Source organism: Niabella drilacis (genome assembly GCF_900101395.1).
Classification (GTDB): domain Bacteria; phylum Bacteroidota; class Bacteroidia; order Chitinophagales; family Chitinophagaceae; genus Niabella; species Niabella drilacis.
Map to the genome: position 1 here is coordinate 218,276 of NZ_FMZO01000001.1, position 17,276 is coordinate 235,551.

A 17,276-nucleotide genomic window follows, 5' to 3' on the forward strand; every position below is an offset into this window, starting at 1 on the left:
AGGCGGCTTTGTTATTCGTACTATGCAAATACATACTGCGGGCAGATGATGGTATTCCGGAGGTGTTCGAAACTGTGGCAAATCTTCCGGATGTCCCGAACACGGGGGATATACATTGCTATAACGAAAATATTGGTTTACAGAATTTGGATGCGTTTGTGCTGCCAACTATGCGGAACCGCATTTTTATAGTTAATTTTACCTGTTTCGTCCTCAGTTTAAAAATTGAAAATACCTGGGGCGTTTTGCTAAAAAAAGATCGTAACGTGGCGCGTTTTGAAGGGTCTGCAGGGTACCGGATTATTGATGAGTGGATGCAGCGTGTATCCAGGCGCCCCTTCCATTTTCAAAAGGAAACCTGGAAGCAGTTTGAGAACGGGCGCTCAGGCCTGGTCATTGCTCCAACAGGTTTTGGAAAAACGTTCTCCGTATTCCTGGCTTTAGTGATCCATTATTTGAACCACCCCGGGGCCTATGGTCCGGGGCTGAAGTTATTGTGGGTAACTCCATTGCGGTCACTGGCTAAAGACCTGGGAAGGGCCATGAAGACGGCGCTGGAAGAAATAGGGCTGGATTGGGAGGTAGGAGTGCGTAACGGGGATACGCCGGCAGCGGAACGCCAGCGTCAGAAAAAGAAAATGCCCGAAGTGATGATCATCACCCCGGAAAGCCTGCACCTGCTTTTTGCTCAAAAAAATAATACTGCTCTTTTTACATCGCTGCAATGTATTGCGGTAGATGAATGGCATGAGTTGCTGGGGAGTAAACGGGGCGTGCTTACCGAACTGGCCATAGCCCGTTTAAAGGGAGTGGCCCCCGGGCTTAGGGTTTGGGGCATTTCCGCAACGATCGGGAATGTGGACGAAGCTCTGGAAGCGCTGCTGCCTGGTACATCAGGCTCGCGGGTAAAGATACAGGCAAAGGAGCAAAAGAAGACCTCCATTCTGTCCATTATACCGGATCATATCGGGGAGTTGCCCTGGGCGGGGCATTTAGGTACCCGGCTGGCGGCACGGCTGTTGCCGGTGATCGAAAAGAGCAATACGACCCTGATCTTTACCAATACCCGCGGGCAGTCCGAACTGTGGTACCAGGTACTGTTAAGCGCTGCGCCCGATCTGGCGGGGCAGCTGGCCCTGCATCATGGATCGGTGGATGCGGAACTGCGTGCGTGGATCGAAGACCGGCTGCACACCGGCCAGCTGAAAGTGGTGATCTGTACTTCTTCGCTGGATCTGGGCGTCGATTTTAAACCGGTGGATACCGTTATACAGATCGGGTCGCCCAAGGGGGTTGCGCGTTTTTTGCAACGGGCAGGCCGCAGCGGCCATTCCCCGTTTGAAACCTCCAGGATCTATTTTTTGCCCACCCACTCACTGGAGCTGGTGGAAGCTGCAGCGCTGAAGGAGGCTGCCAGGGAAAAGATCATAGAGGACCGGGTGCCACTGGTGTTTACGTTTGATGTATTGGTGCAATACCTGGTAACGCTGGCCGTAGGAGAAGGTTTCAGGGAAAAGGAGTTGTTTGAGGAAGTAAAACAAACCTACTGTTTCAGGGAGCTGGCGCCGGAGGAATGGCAATGGTTACTGCGATTTGTAACCAGGGGAGGCGAAGTGCTGCATGCGTATGATGAGTTTCAGAAAGTGGTCGTGGAGGAAGGTGTTTACCGGGTAAAGAGCCGGAAGATCGCCATGATGCACCGGATGAACCTGGGAGTGATCGTTAGTGATCCTATGTTAAAGGTGAAATATTTGTCGGGGGGCTATATCGGTATGGTAGAGGAATACTTTGTTGCCCGTTTGCTGCCCGGTGATACTTTTGGCCTGGCAGGAAAAGTGGTGGAGTTTGTGATGATCAAAGATATGACGGTGCTGGTGCGGCACAGTAAGGCTAAGCGGGCCATCACCCCAAGCTGGATGGGGGGCAGGCTGCCGCTTTCCTCCAACCTGAGTGCTTTATTACGGCATAAGTACACAGATGCGTTGAACCCCGGCACCCGCGACAGGGAGCTGAAAGCATTGTACCCTTTATTTGTACAGCAGCAGCAGGTATCCCATGTTCCGCGGGAAGATGAGTTCCTGATCGAACTGATCGAAACAAAAGACGGGCATCATATTTATATGTACCCGTTTGAAGGGCGGCTGGTGCATGAAGTGATGGCCGCATTGGTGGCTTATCGTTTCAGCAGGATCCAGCCTATTACCTTTTCCATGGCGATGAATGATTATGGCTTTGAGCTGCTCAGCGATCAGCCGTTGAAATTTACCAGGGAACAACTGGACACCGTTTTTTCAACCGAAAACCTGACCGCCGATATCAGCAAAAGCATCAACGCTGCGGAGATGGCAGGCCGTAAATTCCGGGACATTTCGGTCATTGCCGGCCTGGTGATGCGTAATTACGCCGGACAGCTAAAAAACAATAAAAACCTTCAGTCGTCTTCGGGGCTGATCTTCCGGATCTTTGAGCAATATGACCCGGAAAATCTTTTATTAAGACAGGCTTTCGACGAAGTGTTTTATCAGCAGTTGGAGGAGCCGCGGCTGATGGCAGCTTTACAGCGCATATTAAGGAGTAAAATAGTGATCATCAGGGCTGCGGCGTTTACGCCACTGAGCTTTCCTATAAAAGTGGATAGCCTTCGTCAGAATTTGAGCAGTGAAGAGCTGGATACCCAGATCCGGCGGATGCAGGAAGAAGCCGGGTATAAATCGAAAGGAAAAAATGCCGGGAACCGATAAAATAACCATTTTTTACGATGCAATGCCCCTGGTGCTCTCAGCCGGGCGGGCCGTCTACTGGCCGGAAAAGAAAATGCTGATCCTGTCGGACCTGCACCTGGGAAAAACGGGCTATTTCCGGGCTCATGGTATCCCTGTTTCCTCTGCTGTGCTGACGGATGACCTCCGGCGTTTAGGACATCTTATCCATGAATTTAAACCGGAGCAGGTGCTTGTTGCCGGTGATATGTTCCACCACCGGTTCAATAACGATGTACATTTGTTTCAAGACTGGCGGCAGTCTTATAAAGAGCTCTCTTTCCTGTTGGTGCCCGGTAACCACGACCGGCATATGGATATCGATTATGCCGGTATTCAGGTAACCGTTACGCCGGAGACCTACGGGCTTGGGGAAATACATTTTGTACATGAAATGCAAGCGGAGCAAGCAGGCCGGTTTACTATTTCAGGACACCTGCATCCGGGGTATCGGATCTCCGGAAAAGCAAAGCAATCCTTATGCCTGCCTTGTTTTATCAGGGGCCGCCATCACCTGATATTGCCGGCCTTCAGCCAGTTCACCGGTCTGTATACCGGGGCGTCGGCCGGCCACACCTGTTATGTGATCAGTGAAAATAAACTATTTGAGTTTTAAAAACCGTTGCACCCACGAGGGGGGAACCGTCATCGGCTACCAGCTTTCCGCAATCAGCCTTTGGTCAGCTCTGCCAGTGTCACAGGCACAGCGATCCTCACTTCGCTATCATCCCCCTGAGGCAAGAATCAGCACGGCGCCGCAGGAGGTTAAAGATGTTATTTTAACCGGTATTTCCGTTGTACTCTTGAGCTGTTAAAATATTTGTTGATCTGTTCCTCCGACATATTTTCCGCCATTTCTGTAGGTACTTCCCCCAGTTGAGCCTGGCTTTGACGAAGCTCCTTTTTCAGGGTTTCCGTTTTGGAAGCGATGTTCGGATCGCGGTCGCCCGATAGTTTACAGTCAAAAACCACGTATTCGAGGCGCTTGATATTTGCCCGGAGCTGCCCGGCCTGGTTTTGCTCTACCGTTTTTGAAGGAACTGCGGCCTCCCGTATGGGTATGGCCAGGGCACCGGCTCCGGCCAGCACCTTTGGAGTCGCTACTTTGTTGTTGTTGACGGTTGTGGATATCACGGTTCCGGTAGTAGTGGTGGTGGCTGTGGTAATATCAAAGCCAGATCTCCATGTTTTGGTGGATTTCAGTTTTTTATCCAGCTGCAAAAAGGTATACTTATACCGCAGCAGCCAGCGGTTCATATTTTCCAGGGCGTCATTATACTCCCGGGTGGCGATATCAAAGTTGAGCGCATTCCGTACTATTACCTTTACGCGGGCCGTGTCCGTAAAATTGAACTGGGTGGTGCCAATAAACACCAGGTTTACAATCTTTACCTGGCCCGAGTCTTTTTCGCCCACGAAATCATAGCCGGGGGTCCACTCAAATGTATCGTCGCAGGATTTGGGCAGTTTAAAACCGCCTATGGAAATATTGCTGGTAACGAGGATCCGTTCGATGGCAAAATTTCCATTGTCGCAGAGAACATTAAAAGACAGCTTGCTGCCTTCCTCTACGTATACCGGGCTAACCACAGACGGCTTGATGCGGGGAAAAATGATATCGGTACTGTAGAACGAGATCGTAAAAGAAGTGTCTACCCGGTCATGAGGATCCGACAGGCTTTGTACGCCGATCTGCACGGGATATTTGGTGTCATATTTCAGCCTGCCGGACATAAAAAGCGATTTATTGGACTTGAAGGAAAGGGTGCCCTCATCCTTGTCGATCCGCAGGCCGGATGGGGCGTCTTTCAGGAACCAGTAATAATTTTTTTGAGGCTTATTGATCTGCAGCCTGTAGGACAGGTTGGAATCCACGTGCAGGGAAAAATAAGGATACAGGTTAATGATCCGCAGCGCGGTATCAGCGTGGCGGACAATATTGGAAACTGTGGGAAGGTTTACGGAGTCATTTGTAACCTGGGCATGGAGGGCGCCGCAAACGGATAGCACAAAGGCTGTAAAAATTACAATTTTTTTGAGCATGATCATAATGGGCGGTTAAAATGATTTGCGAATTTACTGGTTTATGACGAACTCCGACGGAATAAGGTTTACATGAAATAAAAAAGCCCATTGTAGAAACAACGGGCTCTAAACCAAAACTAACTGCTTATGAGAAAAATTTCTATGCTTTTATTTTCATTAAAGAACTTCTATATCTTTTGACGCTGTTTTAGTAGTTTCCTTTTTCTGGATCGTTACTATTAAGATACCATTAACATATTTGGCTTCGATCTTATCTGTATCTACTTTGTCATCAACAGTGAAAGTTCTTTTAAAGGAACGGGTCCGGAATTCTTTACGAATGGTTTTATCCGTTGTAGCCGCTGTTGTTTCATTTTGATCACCGGAGATCGTAAGCACCTGCTGGTCCAGGTTGATCTTAAAATCGCTTTTATCAAACCCGGGGGCCACTACTTCGATCTGGTATTCGTTTTCTTTCTCAGTAATGTTCACCGGCACAAAACCCTTGTGAGCCGGATTTTTAACCTCAGGTTTAAAAAGGGTGGGTATTTCGGTTATAAAATCATCCACCAGGCTGGTTAAGGTTCTTTCAAAAGGAGTTCCGTTAAATTTTACGTTTGTCATTGCTATTCGTTTTATTTTTTTAAAAATCTTGATTTGTATAGCAGGGATCAAATCAGGATCCAATTGAATAAATCGGAAAAAATGGCGCTATTCTCCTTGTTTCTAATGACAAAATGTCTTTAATGTAGGTATTTATACTTAGTCTTGTCAGTAAAAAGGAGGGCTGAAGCTCAGAAACAGGGATTGCTTCCTCCTGTTTTTGCGTATTCATGACAACCGGGGAACCAGGGGCAGAAATCGAGGGGCTTCGGTGCTCCGGCGCCTCTGTGGCAAAAAATCAGCTTCGCGTGCCCGTTCCCCGGAAACTTTGCTCCAACTTTTTGTCTATTTTTGCGTTATCGTTTTAAAATCTATATAAAATATGTATCCACAGGAAATAGTGATCCCAATGATGGAGGAATTGACTGATAATGGTTTCGAAAACCTGTCTACTCCGGAAGCGGTAGAAGCTTCTTTGGCAAAAAAAGGCACCAATCTTCTGGTGATCAATTCAGTATGCGGATGTTCCGCCGGAACCGCCCGCCCCGGTGTTTTGCTGGCTGTAGCCAATACCGATAAAAAGCCGGACCATCTTACCACCAGCTTTGCCGGGTTTGACCTGGATGCGGTAAGCAAAGTGCGTGAGCACCTGCTGCCATATCCGCCATCTTCTCCTTCCATTGCGTTATTTAAAGATGGGGAGTTAGTGCATTTTATTGAGCGCCATCAGATCGAAGGACGTTCTGCACAAATGATCGCCCAGAACCTGGTTGCTGCTTTCGACGAATATTGCAATTAATTTCCCGCCGGGTTAATGAACAGAAGGTCCTGCATGGAAGCATGGAGGACCTTTTTCTTTGCCCTCATCAAAGAGGATGGCCCCATCCTGCCGGAAAGGGAAAACTTTTAAGTGTTTAAACCTTAAACCAGTATTATATTTGTAATATTGTGCTCAACTTTAACGCATGTATCCAAACCTATATTACGTATTTAAAGATTTTTTCGGGATTGAGTGGAACTTTCTGCATTTTGTGAATTCCTTTGGTTTTTTTGTAGCGCTGGCGTTTATTATCTGTTCTATTGTACTGGCCCGGGAACTTCGCAGGAAAGGAAAGGAAGGGGTATTGGGCCCGGTAGAGGAAAAAGTGGAAGTGGGAAAACCTGCTACCGCGGGGGAACTGGCCGTTAACTTTGTCCTCGGATTTGTGCTTGGATATAAAATCATTGGCTTATTCCTGGCAAACGGGAGTGCTATTAATCCCCAGGAATATATTTTTTCCTCCCAGGGAAACTGGCTGGCCGGGATTGCGCTGGGACTGGTATTTGCATTTGTAAAATGGCGCGAAAAGAATAAACAGAAACTTGCCAAGCCCGAAACGCGCACCATCAGGGTATGGCCGCATGACCGGGTGGGGGAGATTACGATGATCGCAATCATCTTTGGATTGCTGGGCGCCAAGCTTTTTGATACTTTTGAGAACTGGGATTCATTTATCAAGGATCCGGCTTCTATTTTTTCTATGTCGGGGCTCACTTTCTATGGGGGGCTTATCTGCGCCGGTATTGCGCTTTGGTGGTATACCCGCAAACACCAGATACCGTTCCCGCATTTTCTTGATGTAATGGCGCCGGTAATGATGCTGGCTTACGGCCTGGGGCGTATTGGCTGCCAGGTTTCCGGCGACGGCGACTGGGGAATTTATAACGCAGCTTTCAAAACATCGGGCGCAGGGGGTATTGCCCCGGCTACGATCAATGATTTTCAGACCACGGTAACGCAGCAAACCGGCTTCTTTGCACATAATTCCACACACCATGCTTTTTTCCCCAAGCCCGGCTTCCTGAGCTTTTTGCCGGATTGGTTTTTTGCCTATGATTTTCCGCATAATGTAAACGAAACCGGAGTTCCGCTCAGTAACTGTGTGGGAAAATATTGTAATCACCTGCCGGTGCCGGTATTCCCTACCTCGCTTTACGAAATTATTATGGGCCTGCTTCTGTTCGGATTGCTGTGGGCCATCCGGAAACGCTTTAAAATACCAGGGATGCTTTTTGGCGTTTACCTGATATTGAACGGTTTAGAGCGGTTTTTTATTGAAAAGATCCGGGTAAATGTGAAGATGGATTTCCTGGGAATGCAGATCACCCAGGCAGAGCTGATCTCCTTCCTTATGATCATTGGCGGTATTGTGATGATGGTCCTGCTAAAGCGCGGCTACAAGGGAAAGGATTCCTTTTTAAAAACGTCATAACCTGATAGTAACTATCTTTTAAAAAAACTGTTATATTACAGATAAGTTCCTGCGGCCGGATGGTTTTTCGCAAAATCTGTTGTATCTTTGAATGTTTTTAAAAAAACTGTTAATATTGTTCTATAGGAAATCCGAACCCTTTTCGGACGGCTATTATAATTAAATTCTATTATGCGCCAGCTAAAAATTGCTACACAAATTACTAACCGTGACTCTCAGGCGGTCGAAAAATATCTGCAGGAGATCTCAAAGATCTCTATGATCACGCCCGAAGAAGAAACAACACTGGCTCAGAAGATAAAAATGGGTGATCAGCGTGCACTGGATAAACTGGTTCAGGCTAACCTCCGTTTTGTGGTTTCTGTGGCCAAACAATACCAACACCAGGGACTTTCATTAAGCGATCTGATCAATGAGGGGAACCTCGGCCTGATCAAGGCTGCGCAGCGTTTTGATGAAACAAAGGGCTTTAAATTTATCTCGTACGCGGTTTGGTGGATCCGTCAGTCTATCTTGCAGGCCCTGGCCGAGCAGGGAAGGTTGGTGCGTTTGCCGCAAAATAAAATTGGTACCTATAATAAGGCTAACAAGGCCTACATGGCCTTTGAGCAGGAACACGAGCGGGAACCTTCTACAGAAGAATTGTCAGAATTGCTGGAAATGAGCGAAACAGAGATCAACAATATCTTCCAGAGCAATACCCGTCATACCTCGCTGGATGCACCTGTTCATGAAGCGGAGGATGTGGCCATGGGGGATCTGCTGGAAGGTGGCTCGGATACGGATGATGATGTGATGAAGGATTCCCTGCGCAACGAGATCCGCCGTGTACTCAAGTCGCTTTCCCCGAGGGAGGCTGAAATCGTAAATGCGTATTTTGGCCTGGATGGAGAAAACGGGGTTACCATTGAGCAGATCGGGCAGAAATACGACCTTACCAAAGAACGGATCCGCCAGATCAAGGAACGCGCGATCAAGCGCTTACAAAAAGCACGCTACAGCAGTGCGTTGAAGTCCTACCTGGGTTAAGCGTTTTAAGACCATATAGTATTTGACAGCTCCGGAAAGTTCCGGGGCTGTTTTGTTTTAATACCTGTATGGAATGTTGAGGATTTTTTTAATAGATCCCAACGGGATCATTATTGCAAAGAACCTGAGCGGGGAAGCCCTGCAGGACCGCCTGTCTGCGATCCTGGGGAAGTAACCCCGGATAGGTTCCTGGTTTGGGGTTTGATGTCAGGTCCTGTGTACATGCTTGATGTTGAATTTCTACTCTGGATAGTCATCGCATGTGCGTCAAGATAAAAAGCAGGTCTATTGCAATAAAATGTAGTATGAATAAGCCTTTGGAAGCTAAAAAGACCTGATCTTTTCATAGCAGGCGCAGCGCGCCGCAAATAATGGTAACAAGAACTTCCAGGGACATGCCCGTAGCCGCAGCGCGGCGGGAATCGTTTCGGAGGAGACTTAGAGCCTGTTTAAAATTCATTCAATGGCTTTATTATGGCTGTTTTGGGCTGCAACTGCGTTAAATTTTTCGCCATAGTGGCCTACTATGCCTGCAAAATTTTCCTTGTTTCGCTCCAAAATAGCTTCATAATAAATTCCATCAATAAAATTTAAACAGGCTCTTATAGTACCGGTGCGCTGCACCTCTGTTCCGTCTCCTGTTCGGTGCTAATAAGCGCAACGCTGCGCTGCAGCTTTGGCCTTTAACCACTATTCCTAAAATTAACCTGACGCGCATGCGATAGCTATCGGGATCCACTTTTCAAATTTTCAAATTGCCCCAGGTTTCACGTTCGATTTCACTTCGTACCTATAAATCTATTAACTATGAACTATTGACCGTCGCCCATGAACCATTGACTTCCATTTTCACATTTCCACATTTTTAAATTTTATCTCGTTATTATTGTATTATGAAAATCTTGGTAACAGGCTCAAACGGGCTGGTCGGAAGTTATGTGGTACAACAGTTACTGGATGCCGGTCATACGGTATTCGCATCTTCGCGAATGCCGGATCTGTCGGCATTTGACGGGCGGCCCGGTTACCGGTTCGTTCAGATGGACTTTACCGATCCGTATGCGCTGGATGCCGCATTTGAAGCCATTCAGCCCGAAGTAGTGGTGCATGGCGGCGCTATGAGCAAACCGGATGATTGTGAAAAGGACCAGGCCGAAGCCTATAAGATCAATACCGTTGGAACCGTACAGCTGCTGCTGAACGCTGCAGCGCACAGGAGCTTTTTTGTCTTTTTATCTACCGATTTTATTTTTAACGGGCAGGGAGGAATGCATACAGAGAATGACCCGGCAGGCCCGCTCAGTTATTATGGCCGTACCAAGCTGGAAGCGGAAGAAGCTGTACGGGAGTACGAATATCCCTGGGCTATTGTACGGACGGTATTTGTATATGGGAAACCCCTGTATGGCCGCGATTGCTTTGTTACAATGATCTCCAAAAAGATCCGGAACCGGGAGGCCTACCGCGTGGTGAACGACCAGGAGCGGACACCTACTTATGCCGGTGACCTGGCAAAAGGTATTGCGGCGATCATTGAAAAAAAAGCAACGGGGATTTTTCATCTTTGCGGTGAAGATCAGCTGTCGCCCTATGGTATGGCCACCAGGGTAGCAGCGTACCTGGGACTGGACGCGCCGTTGCTGGAACCGGTAACCACGGCTTCATTAAATGCACTGGCCCGGCGTCCGCTAAAAAGCGGGCTGGATATCTCCAGGGCAAAACAGGTACTGGGATATGCACCGGTGTCTTTCCGCGAGGGACTGGAGAAAACGCTGGGTGGTTGATGTCGGCTACTCTTTGGCAAATTGCTTTTCACCGGCCGCAACTGTGATCCTGAGGTGGTTTTCTTTGGGAGGCAGCGGGCAGCTGTATTTCCCGGTCACATAAGCGCAATAGGGATTGTAAGCCTTGTTAAAGTCTAAGATGATACGCCCGTTCCGGATATCCGAGATCTTCAGATCCAGGTATCTTCCCGTTTCATAGCTGTCCTTTCCATTTGTGGCATCTTTGAAAGGCAGGAACAGGTAATCAAAGTATTCGTTATGTTGTAACAGGAACTGGGATTGGTATACCGCCAGTTTTTGTTTACGCCCGTTCAGCGTGAATTTCAGCCATCCGTAGATGCGGTATTGTTTGGACTTGCCGTTGGAGGTTGGTATGGAGATCCACGGACTATCGGTTACTTTTTTGAAGTGAGCGGTTACCCGGTAGCTCTTGTTAACCGGGAAAAAGCGAAATTGTTTTTTATGATCTCCTGTCACCACCTGGTGGTTCTTTACGTATGCCGCTATAAAATGGTCGATGCTGTCTTTGTAGATATCCTGGGCGCTTGCCAGAGCGGCAGACAGTACGATAAAAGTGCAAAATAAAATTCGTTTCATATTGATTTTTTTAACGGGGATGGTGGGGCTGTTGCAAGGGTAGAAAGACCTCTGCGATCATGCAACGGGCACTGCCCCCGCCATTCTGTTCAATAGTGCTGAGCGGGGTATGTAAAATGGGATTATAGGTTTCCAGTTGCTGTCGCTGCAGGGCTGTCAGCGATCCAAACGCTGCAGAAGACATGACCAGGAACCGTTGCCCGCCGGCATTCCTTACCTGCAGGGCATTTCCTGCAAAGTGTTCCATTTGACTGAGAGTGATGGGGATGACGGTCTTCCCGGTGCTGGCAAGGGATTGCAGCACACGGTCCCGCTCCGCCGGATCGGTGATACTATCCGGGGCAATGAGGGCATAGTCTTCGGCCACGCTCATCATAACATTGGTATGGTATACCGGAGTGCCGTTCTTATCGGCTGCATGAAAAAGCACCGGGGTAAAATCGAGCACTTCACAAAAATCAAGCAACACCCGTTCGTCGGTACGGGGCGAAAGGCAGGCATAAGCTTTCTGGTGTACCCGGTCCAGCACCATGCTGCCGGTGCCTTCCAGGAACAACTGCTCTTTTTCGTAGCCGGTCAGGTCTACCTTGGAGTAGATGATGAACTGCTCCTTCAGCTGGTCGGTAACGCCTTTGGACCGCTCTGCTCTCCGGTTGGGGGCAAACATCGGGTAAAGTACGATCTGCCCGTCATCGTGCATGGAGATCCAGTTATTGGGGAAAACGGAGTCGGGTGTATACGGCTGTGGCTGATCCTGTATCACGCAAACATCGATTTGATGCTGTTTCAGCAGGGCCACCAGCCCGTCAAATTCCTGCTGGGCTTTTTCGTTTACATTCCAGTCGTTATCCTTTTTTTGAAACGCATTGTTCACGGCTGTTTCAGGATTGAAGCCAAAGGCAATGGGCCGGATCATCAGTAGATGAGAGGTTGTTTGCATATCGAAAAAATTTGATGCCGCCGCGGGGCGGTCTTATCATAATACATGCCGGCAGATGGCAGGGCTCTTAAATACTATCGCGCAACAGGGGCATGCTCATACAATGAAAGCCGCCCCTGGCCCTCGAAAGTTCTGCCGACGGTATGGTAATAAAAGTATTGCGCATTTTTTGAGGATCTGTTGCGCCGCTTTCCAGCTGCGGCAGCAGCTCTTTAATGTCGATGATCCGGAACCCGGCCTTGCGAAAAGCCTCCAGGGTTTTATCGTTCCGGTCATAGCCTACAACCACACCGTCTTTCAGCGCCAGCAGGTTACAGCTGTCGGTCCACTGCTCCCGGAGGTCAAAAGGGAACTCATCATTGCCGGAATGAATGATGGTTACAGCTCCTTTTACGTTCAGATCCTTTTTACTGATGTCGGTCAGCAGGTCTTCCAGGCTGGCAAAGCGGACCGGCCGGGACGGGTCCTTCTTCCGGAACTGGATAATGGAAACGGCCATCTCCGGTTTATGGTCTTCAATGGCTCTCAGGATCACATCGCTCATTTCTTTTTTTACCCTTTTTTTCGAAAAGGCGCCGAGCATAACCCAGGTGTCTTTTTTTACCTGGGTAAAGATCGTGTCGATGTGCATGTATTCCCGTTTCTGGGGGATCTGTACGAGGGTCACTTTTTCAACGATGTTCTTTTTAAAAAGAGTTGTGGCCACCTGGTGGGCTGCCGCCCTGCTGGTCCGTTCGCTGATCCCGATCACCACATGGTTGCTGCTTACAACCATTACATCCCCTCCCTCAAGGGTAACATTATATTCATCCGCATCTACCGGCAACAGGAAGTGATAAGGGCTGTCGGAAAGCTCAATGATGTTGTTCCGGTAGTCCTTAAACAGCGGGTGATTGAAAAATATATATTTCATTAGCAATGCCTCCCGCAGCCGTGCTTTTTTGGCGGGTTTATTTAAAAGGATATGATCCCTGATAACAATGCCGATGTCCCGGGTAAAAATAAAGTTGGGAACGGGGGGAAACAGCATTTCGAGATCATTACCGGTTCCGCTGATAAAGATCTTGGCCAGCTCCTCCGGTTTCTGGGTCAGCAGCAGTTCCTGGGTTAGGTAAGAACAGTTCTCGATGGCGCAAACAGAGGCCACCAGCTTTTGTTTAATGGCAGCACTGCGGAGAATATCCGCCAGCAGCACCTGTATTTCGATCACGTTCTTTGAATGATGAAAACCCGCCCTTCCGGGCTTATAGAACTGGTAGTTGTTGCTGGGGTGGTCAACAGCCTCCAGGCGCCCTTTGATCACTGCCGGGTCCAGGAAGTATAAGAGCAGTTTTGTGTAATAATCGTATTCCTTCCGGCGAATGGTATCCAGGTGTACAATATCCTCAAAAAGCCAGTCCTGCGCTTTTGAGGGAATGACCTTCCCGATACCGCTATCGGGGCTGTGCACCAACAGCTTTCTTAACAAGCCGATTTCCGAGGTTACGTTTATTTGCATATAGAGTCCATTAAAGGCGAATGCCTGGTATAAACAAAAATAAGGGAATGAATGTTTGCCGTCAAAGTTCTGTAATTTAATTAGCTTGCATCCGCAATGAAACGGGGAGGACGCATTTTCCGGGCAGGAGAATGCATCAATGTCGTTTCCGCCGTTTCCCGGGTGGTCCAAAAATCGCAGCAGGGCTGCAGGCAAACAAATATACGGATGAAAAAAGCGTTCTTACAATTACATATAGCGGTGTTACTGGCTGGGTTTACGGGCATTTTAGGAGAGTTGATTACGCTGAATGAAGGGCTATTGGTCTGGTACCGGCTGATGATCGCAGCGGTGACGCTTTGGGTATGGATGCGTATTACCGGAAAACTGCAGAAGTTGTCTTTTAAAGAAGCGCTTAAAATATCGGGCATAGGCTTTTTGTCGGCATTGCATTGGGTGTTTTTTTATGCCTCCATCAAGTATGGAAATGTGTCGATCGGGTTGGTCTGTCTTTCAGCCGTAGGCTTTTTTTCGGCGATCCTGGAGCCCCTGCTCAACCGGGTACCCATAAAAAAAACAGAGCTGATCCTGGGCCTTTGCTCCGTATTCGGGATTTACCTCATCTTTCATTTTGATGCGCAATATAAACTGGGGATCATACTGGGTTTTATCTCTTCCTTTTTTGCCGCTTTGTTCCCGATCCTGCTGAAGTTCTCGATGAAACGGGTCAATATGCAAACCGTGCTTACCTGGCAGATGACCGGGGGATTTATTACCCTGTCGCTGGTAATGCCTTTCTATCTCCGGATGTTTCCTGTTGCAACCTTGCTGCCGTCCCTGAGCGATTTCCTGTGGCTGCTGGTATTGGCCTGGCTCTGTTCGGTAGTGGCATTCCAGTTCTCAATGAGCGCGCTGAAAAAGCTTTCGGCCTTTACCGTAAGCCTGTCGTACAACCTGGAACCGTTGTACGGCATCCTGATGGCATTTATTATTCTTAAGGAGAACAAATCGCTGAATAACGGATTTTACCTCGGGTTTACTATTATCAGCCTTACGCTTATCCTGCATGCGGTGATCTTAAAACGGAACAACCGGAAGGCGGCTTAGGGATTTGGGGGGTAGAGTGAGAAGTAGAAAGTGAGAAGTGGAGAGTGAAAGGTAGAGACATTTACACGTTTTCAAATGCTCAATTCAAAGGCAGCGCACAGTTGAACAAGAATTTAGTATCTTCAGTGATCAACTAATGAATCCGCACATGAAACCTGTTTTAGCAGCGCAGTTTAAGACCGACAAAAATTTTAAGTTAAAAAATTATCCTTCCGATATTTCATCCCGCATAAAAGCAACCGATGCAAAGGAGCGCTTGAAAGAGGTACGGAAGGAGCTGGCTGCTTTCCAGGAAAAATTGTATGCACATAACCGGTACAGTGTTCTGGTTTGCCTGCAGGGAATGGATACGGCCGGTAAGGATAGCCTTATCCGCGAAGTGTTTGAAGCGTTTAACGTAAGAGGCGTAGTGGTCAGCAGCTTTAAAACGCCCTCTGCGCTTGAACTGCAGCATGACTATCTCTGGCGTCATGCCATTGCATTACCGGAAAAAGGCAAGTTTGGCGTATTTAACCGGACCCATTATGAAAATGTATTGGTGACCCGGGTTCATCCGGAATACCTGCTGAACGAAAAGATCCCTGGAATTGAAAATGTAAAGGACCTGCCCAAAGATTTCTGGGAAAAACGTTTTGGACAGATCAATCATTTCGAAGAACAGCTGGTGGAGAACGGAACCCTCCTGTTTAAATTTTTCCTCAATCTTAGCAAGAAAGAGCAAAAGTTCCGCTTGCTGCGAAGATTGGAGAAAGAAAAACACCAGTGGAAATTTTCTCCCGGCGACCTGGCGGAAAGGCAGTTATGGACCCGTTACATGGATTGTTATGAAGAAGCCATCCGGCATACAAGCCCCCCCAGGGCCCCCTGGTATGTGATCCCGGCGGATGATAAAGATATCTGCCGCTACCTGGTTGCTTCCATCCTCCTTGAGCAATTGACAACCTATAAGGATATTGCGTATCCCAAACCTGAAAAAGCTATAAAAGAGCATATCCGGCAATATAAACAGCAGCTGGAGCAGGAATAAAGAACTACAGGCGGCTTATATCCTATTTGAATAGTAGACTAAATTTGCTATAACTTTAAGTTATGGGCTATTGGCTTTATTCATTACTGCATTTCTGCAGACAGACTTAGTTTTGTTGTATAAAAGATACAGCAGTATGAAAGCTTTTTTGATACCGGCCCTTATATTTTTAATAATGATCGTTATAGTGCTTGCGGAAAACGGATGCACGGAGGAGGAGGCGCATGATCAGCCTTTGCAAAAAGGAACTGCCGGTGCGGAAGCCGTGGCGCCTGCCTGGACGGGCTGGAACCATTACCAGATCCCCGATTATACAGCAGAGGGAAAACAGGTCCGGTACGGGTACGAACTGATCGCTAACACGGCACACTACCTGGGGCCGAAGGGGACCGTGGCTGCGCTCAGCAATGGCATGAACTGCCAGAACTGTCACCTTAAAGGGGGGACCGTTCCTTTTGGAAATAACTTTGGAAAGGTGTTTGCCACCTATCCCCAATACCGGGCACGCAATAACGGGATCCAGGATATCTACGCCCGGATCAACGATTGCTTCCAGCGAAGCCTTAACGGGCAAAAACTGGATACCGCATCTAAAGAGATGCAGGCTATCTATGCCTATCTCCGGTGGCTGGGTGATGGTGTGCCCAGGGGCAAAGCATTACCCGGAACCTCCATTATGAAACTGAAGTTTCTGGACAGGGCGGCGGACCCTACCAAAGGAAGGAGCGTGTACCAGGCCCGCTGCATAACCTGCCACGGAGAGGATGGCGCCGGTCAGCCGGATGCTGAAGGAACCGGTCATTTGTATCCGCCTTTATGGGGTGCCGGCAGTTTCAATGACGGGGCAGGACTATTCCGTTTACGCAGTATGGCCGGCTTTATAAAAAATAATATGCCGCTGGGCACTACCTACCGCAATCCCCAGCTTACGGATGAAGAGTGCTGGGATGTGGCAGCTTATATCGACAGCCAGCCGCGCCCGGCATTTGACCAGCATGAAGATTGGGCGCTGCTGGCGAAAAAGCCACTGGATGCGCCCTATGGGCCGTATATTGACAGTTTTTCTGAGCGGCAGCATAAATATGGCCCTTACGGCCCGATCGAGCTGGCACAGGCTGCATTAAAATGAGTATTTTAGACGGGCATTTTTGTTTTCACTAAAAAAAAAGACAATGAAACAGATGGTACTGGTTGTTGGGTGTTTGATGCTGAGCTGGGCCGCATCTGCCCAGCAACTGACAAAGAAAGAAGAAAAGAACAGGAGTTTTGCAGGTGCAGTGGCCCGGCAACAGCAATACCGGGTGATCTATCAAATGGATAGCGGGGATCCCAGGATCATCGAAAAAGTACTGCGCAACCTCAATAATGCATTAAATGATCCAAGACTGAAGGGGAAATTGCAGGCCGAGCTGGTTGCATTCAGTGGCGGTACAGATGCCTTCTTAAAGGAAAGTAAGTATAAGGACGCATTAAAACAGCTTGTAGACAAAGGTGTGATCGTGGCACAATGCGCCAATACCCTGAAAGAGCGGAAGATCGACCGGGAGCAGATCTATGACTTTATTGGCCTGGTACCAAGCGGCAATGGAGAGCTGATCCTGCGCCAGGCAGAGGGATGGTCGGTGATCAAACCCTGATATGCCCGGAACAATCAGCTCTGAAGAACAACTACCGGG

Annotated in this window: 15 protein-coding genes; 10 read left to right on the top strand and 5 right to left on the bottom strand. The window is 48.3% G+C overall.

Annotated features, from left to right (window positions below; genetic code table 11):
- Window positions 1–245 precede the first annotated feature (245 nt).
- Window positions 246–2,741, top strand: coding sequence for a ligase-associated DNA damage response DEXH box helicase (locus BLS44_RS00985; RefSeq protein ID WP_245729052.1), 2,496 nt, complete (start codon window positions 246–248; stop codon window positions 2,739–2,741).
- Window positions 2,725–3,375: a ligase-associated DNA damage response endonuclease PdeM gene (pdeM, locus tag BLS44_RS00990; protein WP_090388163.1), complete on the top strand. Its 651-nt coding sequence runs from the start codon at window positions 2,725–2,727 to the stop codon at window positions 3,373–3,375. Before BLS44_RS00985 ends, pdeM begins: the two co-directional genes overlap by 17 nt.
- Window positions 3,376–3,533: 158 nt before the next feature.
- Here pdeM and BLS44_RS00995 read toward each other — a convergent pair whose 3' ends face one another.
- Window positions 3,534–4,808 (bottom strand): hypothetical protein, encoded by a 1,275-nt coding sequence (locus BLS44_RS00995; protein ID WP_090388164.1) that lies wholly within the window; start codon window positions 4,806–4,808, stop codon window positions 3,534–3,536.
- A 153-nt stretch (window positions 4,809–4,961) separates the two neighbouring features.
- Window positions 4,962–5,408, bottom strand: a complete 447-nt coding sequence (locus BLS44_RS01000; RefSeq protein ID WP_090388165.1) for an Hsp20/alpha crystallin family protein — start codon at window positions 5,406–5,408, stop codon at window positions 4,962–4,964.
- Window positions 5,409–5,769: 361 nt separating this feature from the next.
- Between BLS44_RS01000 and BLS44_RS01005 the strand changes: the two genes are divergently transcribed.
- The 4 genes from BLS44_RS01005 (at window position 5,770) to BLS44_RS01020 (ending at window position 10,452) form a co-directional block, all read left to right on the top strand.
- Window positions 5,770–6,186: a BrxA/BrxB family bacilliredoxin gene (locus tag BLS44_RS01005; protein WP_090388166.1), complete on the top strand. Its 417-nt coding sequence runs from the start codon at window positions 5,770–5,772 to the stop codon at window positions 6,184–6,186.
- 166 nt (window positions 6,187–6,352) lie between these two features.
- Window positions 6,353–7,639 (top strand): prolipoprotein diacylglyceryl transferase, encoded by a 1,287-nt coding sequence (locus BLS44_RS01010; protein ID WP_090388167.1) that lies wholly within the window; start codon window positions 6,353–6,355, stop codon window positions 7,637–7,639.
- A 171-nt stretch (window positions 7,640–7,810) separates the two neighbouring features.
- Window positions 7,811–8,668, top strand: coding sequence for a sigma-70 family RNA polymerase sigma factor (locus BLS44_RS01015; RefSeq protein WP_008585204.1), 858 nt, complete (start codon window positions 7,811–7,813; stop codon window positions 8,666–8,668).
- Window positions 8,669–9,561: 893 nt separating this feature from the next.
- Entirely contained in the window at window positions 9,562–10,452 is an 891-nt protein-coding gene (locus BLS44_RS01020; protein ID WP_090388168.1) for an SDR family oxidoreductase, read from the top strand.
- A 6-nt stretch (window positions 10,453–10,458) separates the two neighbouring features.
- On the opposite strand, the gene BLS44_RS01025 is transcribed toward BLS44_RS01020, so the two are convergent.
- The 3 genes from BLS44_RS01025 to BLS44_RS01035 form a co-directional block, all read right to left on the bottom strand.
- Window positions 10,459–11,049, bottom strand: a complete 591-nt coding sequence (locus tag BLS44_RS01025; protein WP_090388169.1) for a DUF1684 domain-containing protein — start codon at window positions 11,047–11,049, stop codon at window positions 10,459–10,461.
- A gap of 10 nt (window positions 11,050–11,059) precedes the next feature.
- A complete protein-coding gene (gene ctlX, locus BLS44_RS01030; protein WP_176954271.1) occupies window positions 11,060–11,989 on the bottom strand; it encodes a citrulline utilization hydrolase CtlX in 930 nt (309 codons plus the stop codon).
- Between the two features lie 67 nt (window positions 11,990–12,056).
- Window positions 12,057–13,487, bottom strand: a complete 1,431-nt coding sequence (locus BLS44_RS01035) for an arginine deiminase family protein (RefSeq protein WP_090388171.1) — start codon at window positions 13,485–13,487, stop codon at window positions 12,057–12,059.
- A gap of 207 nt (window positions 13,488–13,694) precedes the next feature.
- On the opposite strand from BLS44_RS01035, the gene BLS44_RS01040 reads away from it, so the two are divergent.
- The 4 genes from BLS44_RS01040 to BLS44_RS01055 all read left to right on the top strand — a co-directional run bounded on the left by BLS44_RS01040 (window position 13,695) and on the right by BLS44_RS01055 (window position 17,237).
- Window positions 13,695–14,573 (top strand): DMT family transporter, encoded by an 879-nt coding sequence (locus tag BLS44_RS01040; protein WP_090388588.1) that lies wholly within the window; start codon window positions 13,695–13,697, stop codon window positions 14,571–14,573.
- 148 nt (window positions 14,574–14,721) lie between these two features.
- Complete coding sequence (locus BLS44_RS01045; RefSeq protein WP_090388172.1) at window positions 14,722–15,600, top strand: PPK2 family polyphosphate kinase; 879 nt, start codon at window positions 14,722–14,724, stop codon at window positions 15,598–15,600.
- Between the two features lie 136 nt (window positions 15,601–15,736).
- On the top strand, window positions 15,737–16,729 hold the full coding sequence (locus BLS44_RS01050) for a c-type cytochrome (protein WP_090388173.1): 993 nt from the start codon (window positions 15,737–15,739) through the stop codon (window positions 16,727–16,729).
- Window positions 16,730–16,772: 43 nt separating this feature from the next.
- Window positions 16,773–17,237: a DsrE family protein gene (locus BLS44_RS01055; RefSeq protein WP_090388174.1), complete on the top strand. Its 465-nt coding sequence runs from the start codon at window positions 16,773–16,775 to the stop codon at window positions 17,235–17,237.
- Window positions 17,238–17,276 lie beyond the last annotated feature (39 nt).

Coding starts and splice junctions, on each gene's coding strand:
- BLS44_RS01050 (WP_090388173.1), top strand. CDS start 15,737: ATGAAAGCTTTTTTGATACCGGCCCTTATATTTTTAATAATGATCGTT.
- BLS44_RS01045 (WP_090388172.1), top strand. CDS start 14,722: ATGAAACCTGTTTTAGCAGCGCAGTTTAAGACCGACAAAAATTTTAAG.
- BLS44_RS01035 (WP_090388171.1), bottom strand. CDS start 13,487: ATGCAAATAAACGTAACCTCGGAAATCGGCTTGTTAAGAAAGCTGTTG.
- BLS44_RS01015 (WP_008585204.1), top strand. CDS start 7,811: ATGCGCCAGCTAAAAATTGCTACACAAATTACTAACCGTGACTCTCAG.
- BLS44_RS01010 (WP_090388167.1), top strand. CDS start 6,353: ATGTATCCAAACCTATATTACGTATTTAAAGATTTTTTCGGGATTGAG.
- pdeM (WP_090388163.1), top strand. CDS start 2,725: ATGCCGGGAACCGATAAAATAACCATTTTTTACGATGCAATGCCCCTG.
- BLS44_RS01025 (WP_090388169.1), bottom strand. CDS start 11,049: ATGAAACGAATTTTATTTTGCACTTTTATCGTACTGTCTGCCGCTCTG.
- BLS44_RS01005 (WP_090388166.1), top strand. CDS start 5,770: ATGTATCCACAGGAAATAGTGATCCCAATGATGGAGGAATTGACTGAT.
- BLS44_RS00995 (WP_090388164.1), bottom strand. CDS start 4,808: ATGATCATGCTCAAAAAAATTGTAATTTTTACAGCCTTTGTGCTATCC.
- BLS44_RS01040 (WP_090388588.1), top strand. CDS start 13,695: ATGAAAAAAGCGTTCTTACAATTACATATAGCGGTGTTACTGGCTGGG.
- BLS44_RS01055 (WP_090388174.1), top strand. CDS start 16,773: ATGAAACAGATGGTACTGGTTGTTGGGTGTTTGATGCTGAGCTGGGCC.
- ctlX (WP_176954271.1), bottom strand. CDS start 11,989: ATGCAAACAACCTCTCATCTACTGATGATCCGGCCCATTGCCTTTGGC.
- BLS44_RS01020 (WP_090388168.1), top strand. CDS start 9,562: ATGAAAATCTTGGTAACAGGCTCAAACGGGCTGGTCGGAAGTTATGTG.
- BLS44_RS01000 (WP_090388165.1), bottom strand. CDS start 5,408: ATGACAAACGTAAAATTTAACGGAACTCCTTTTGAAAGAACCTTAACC.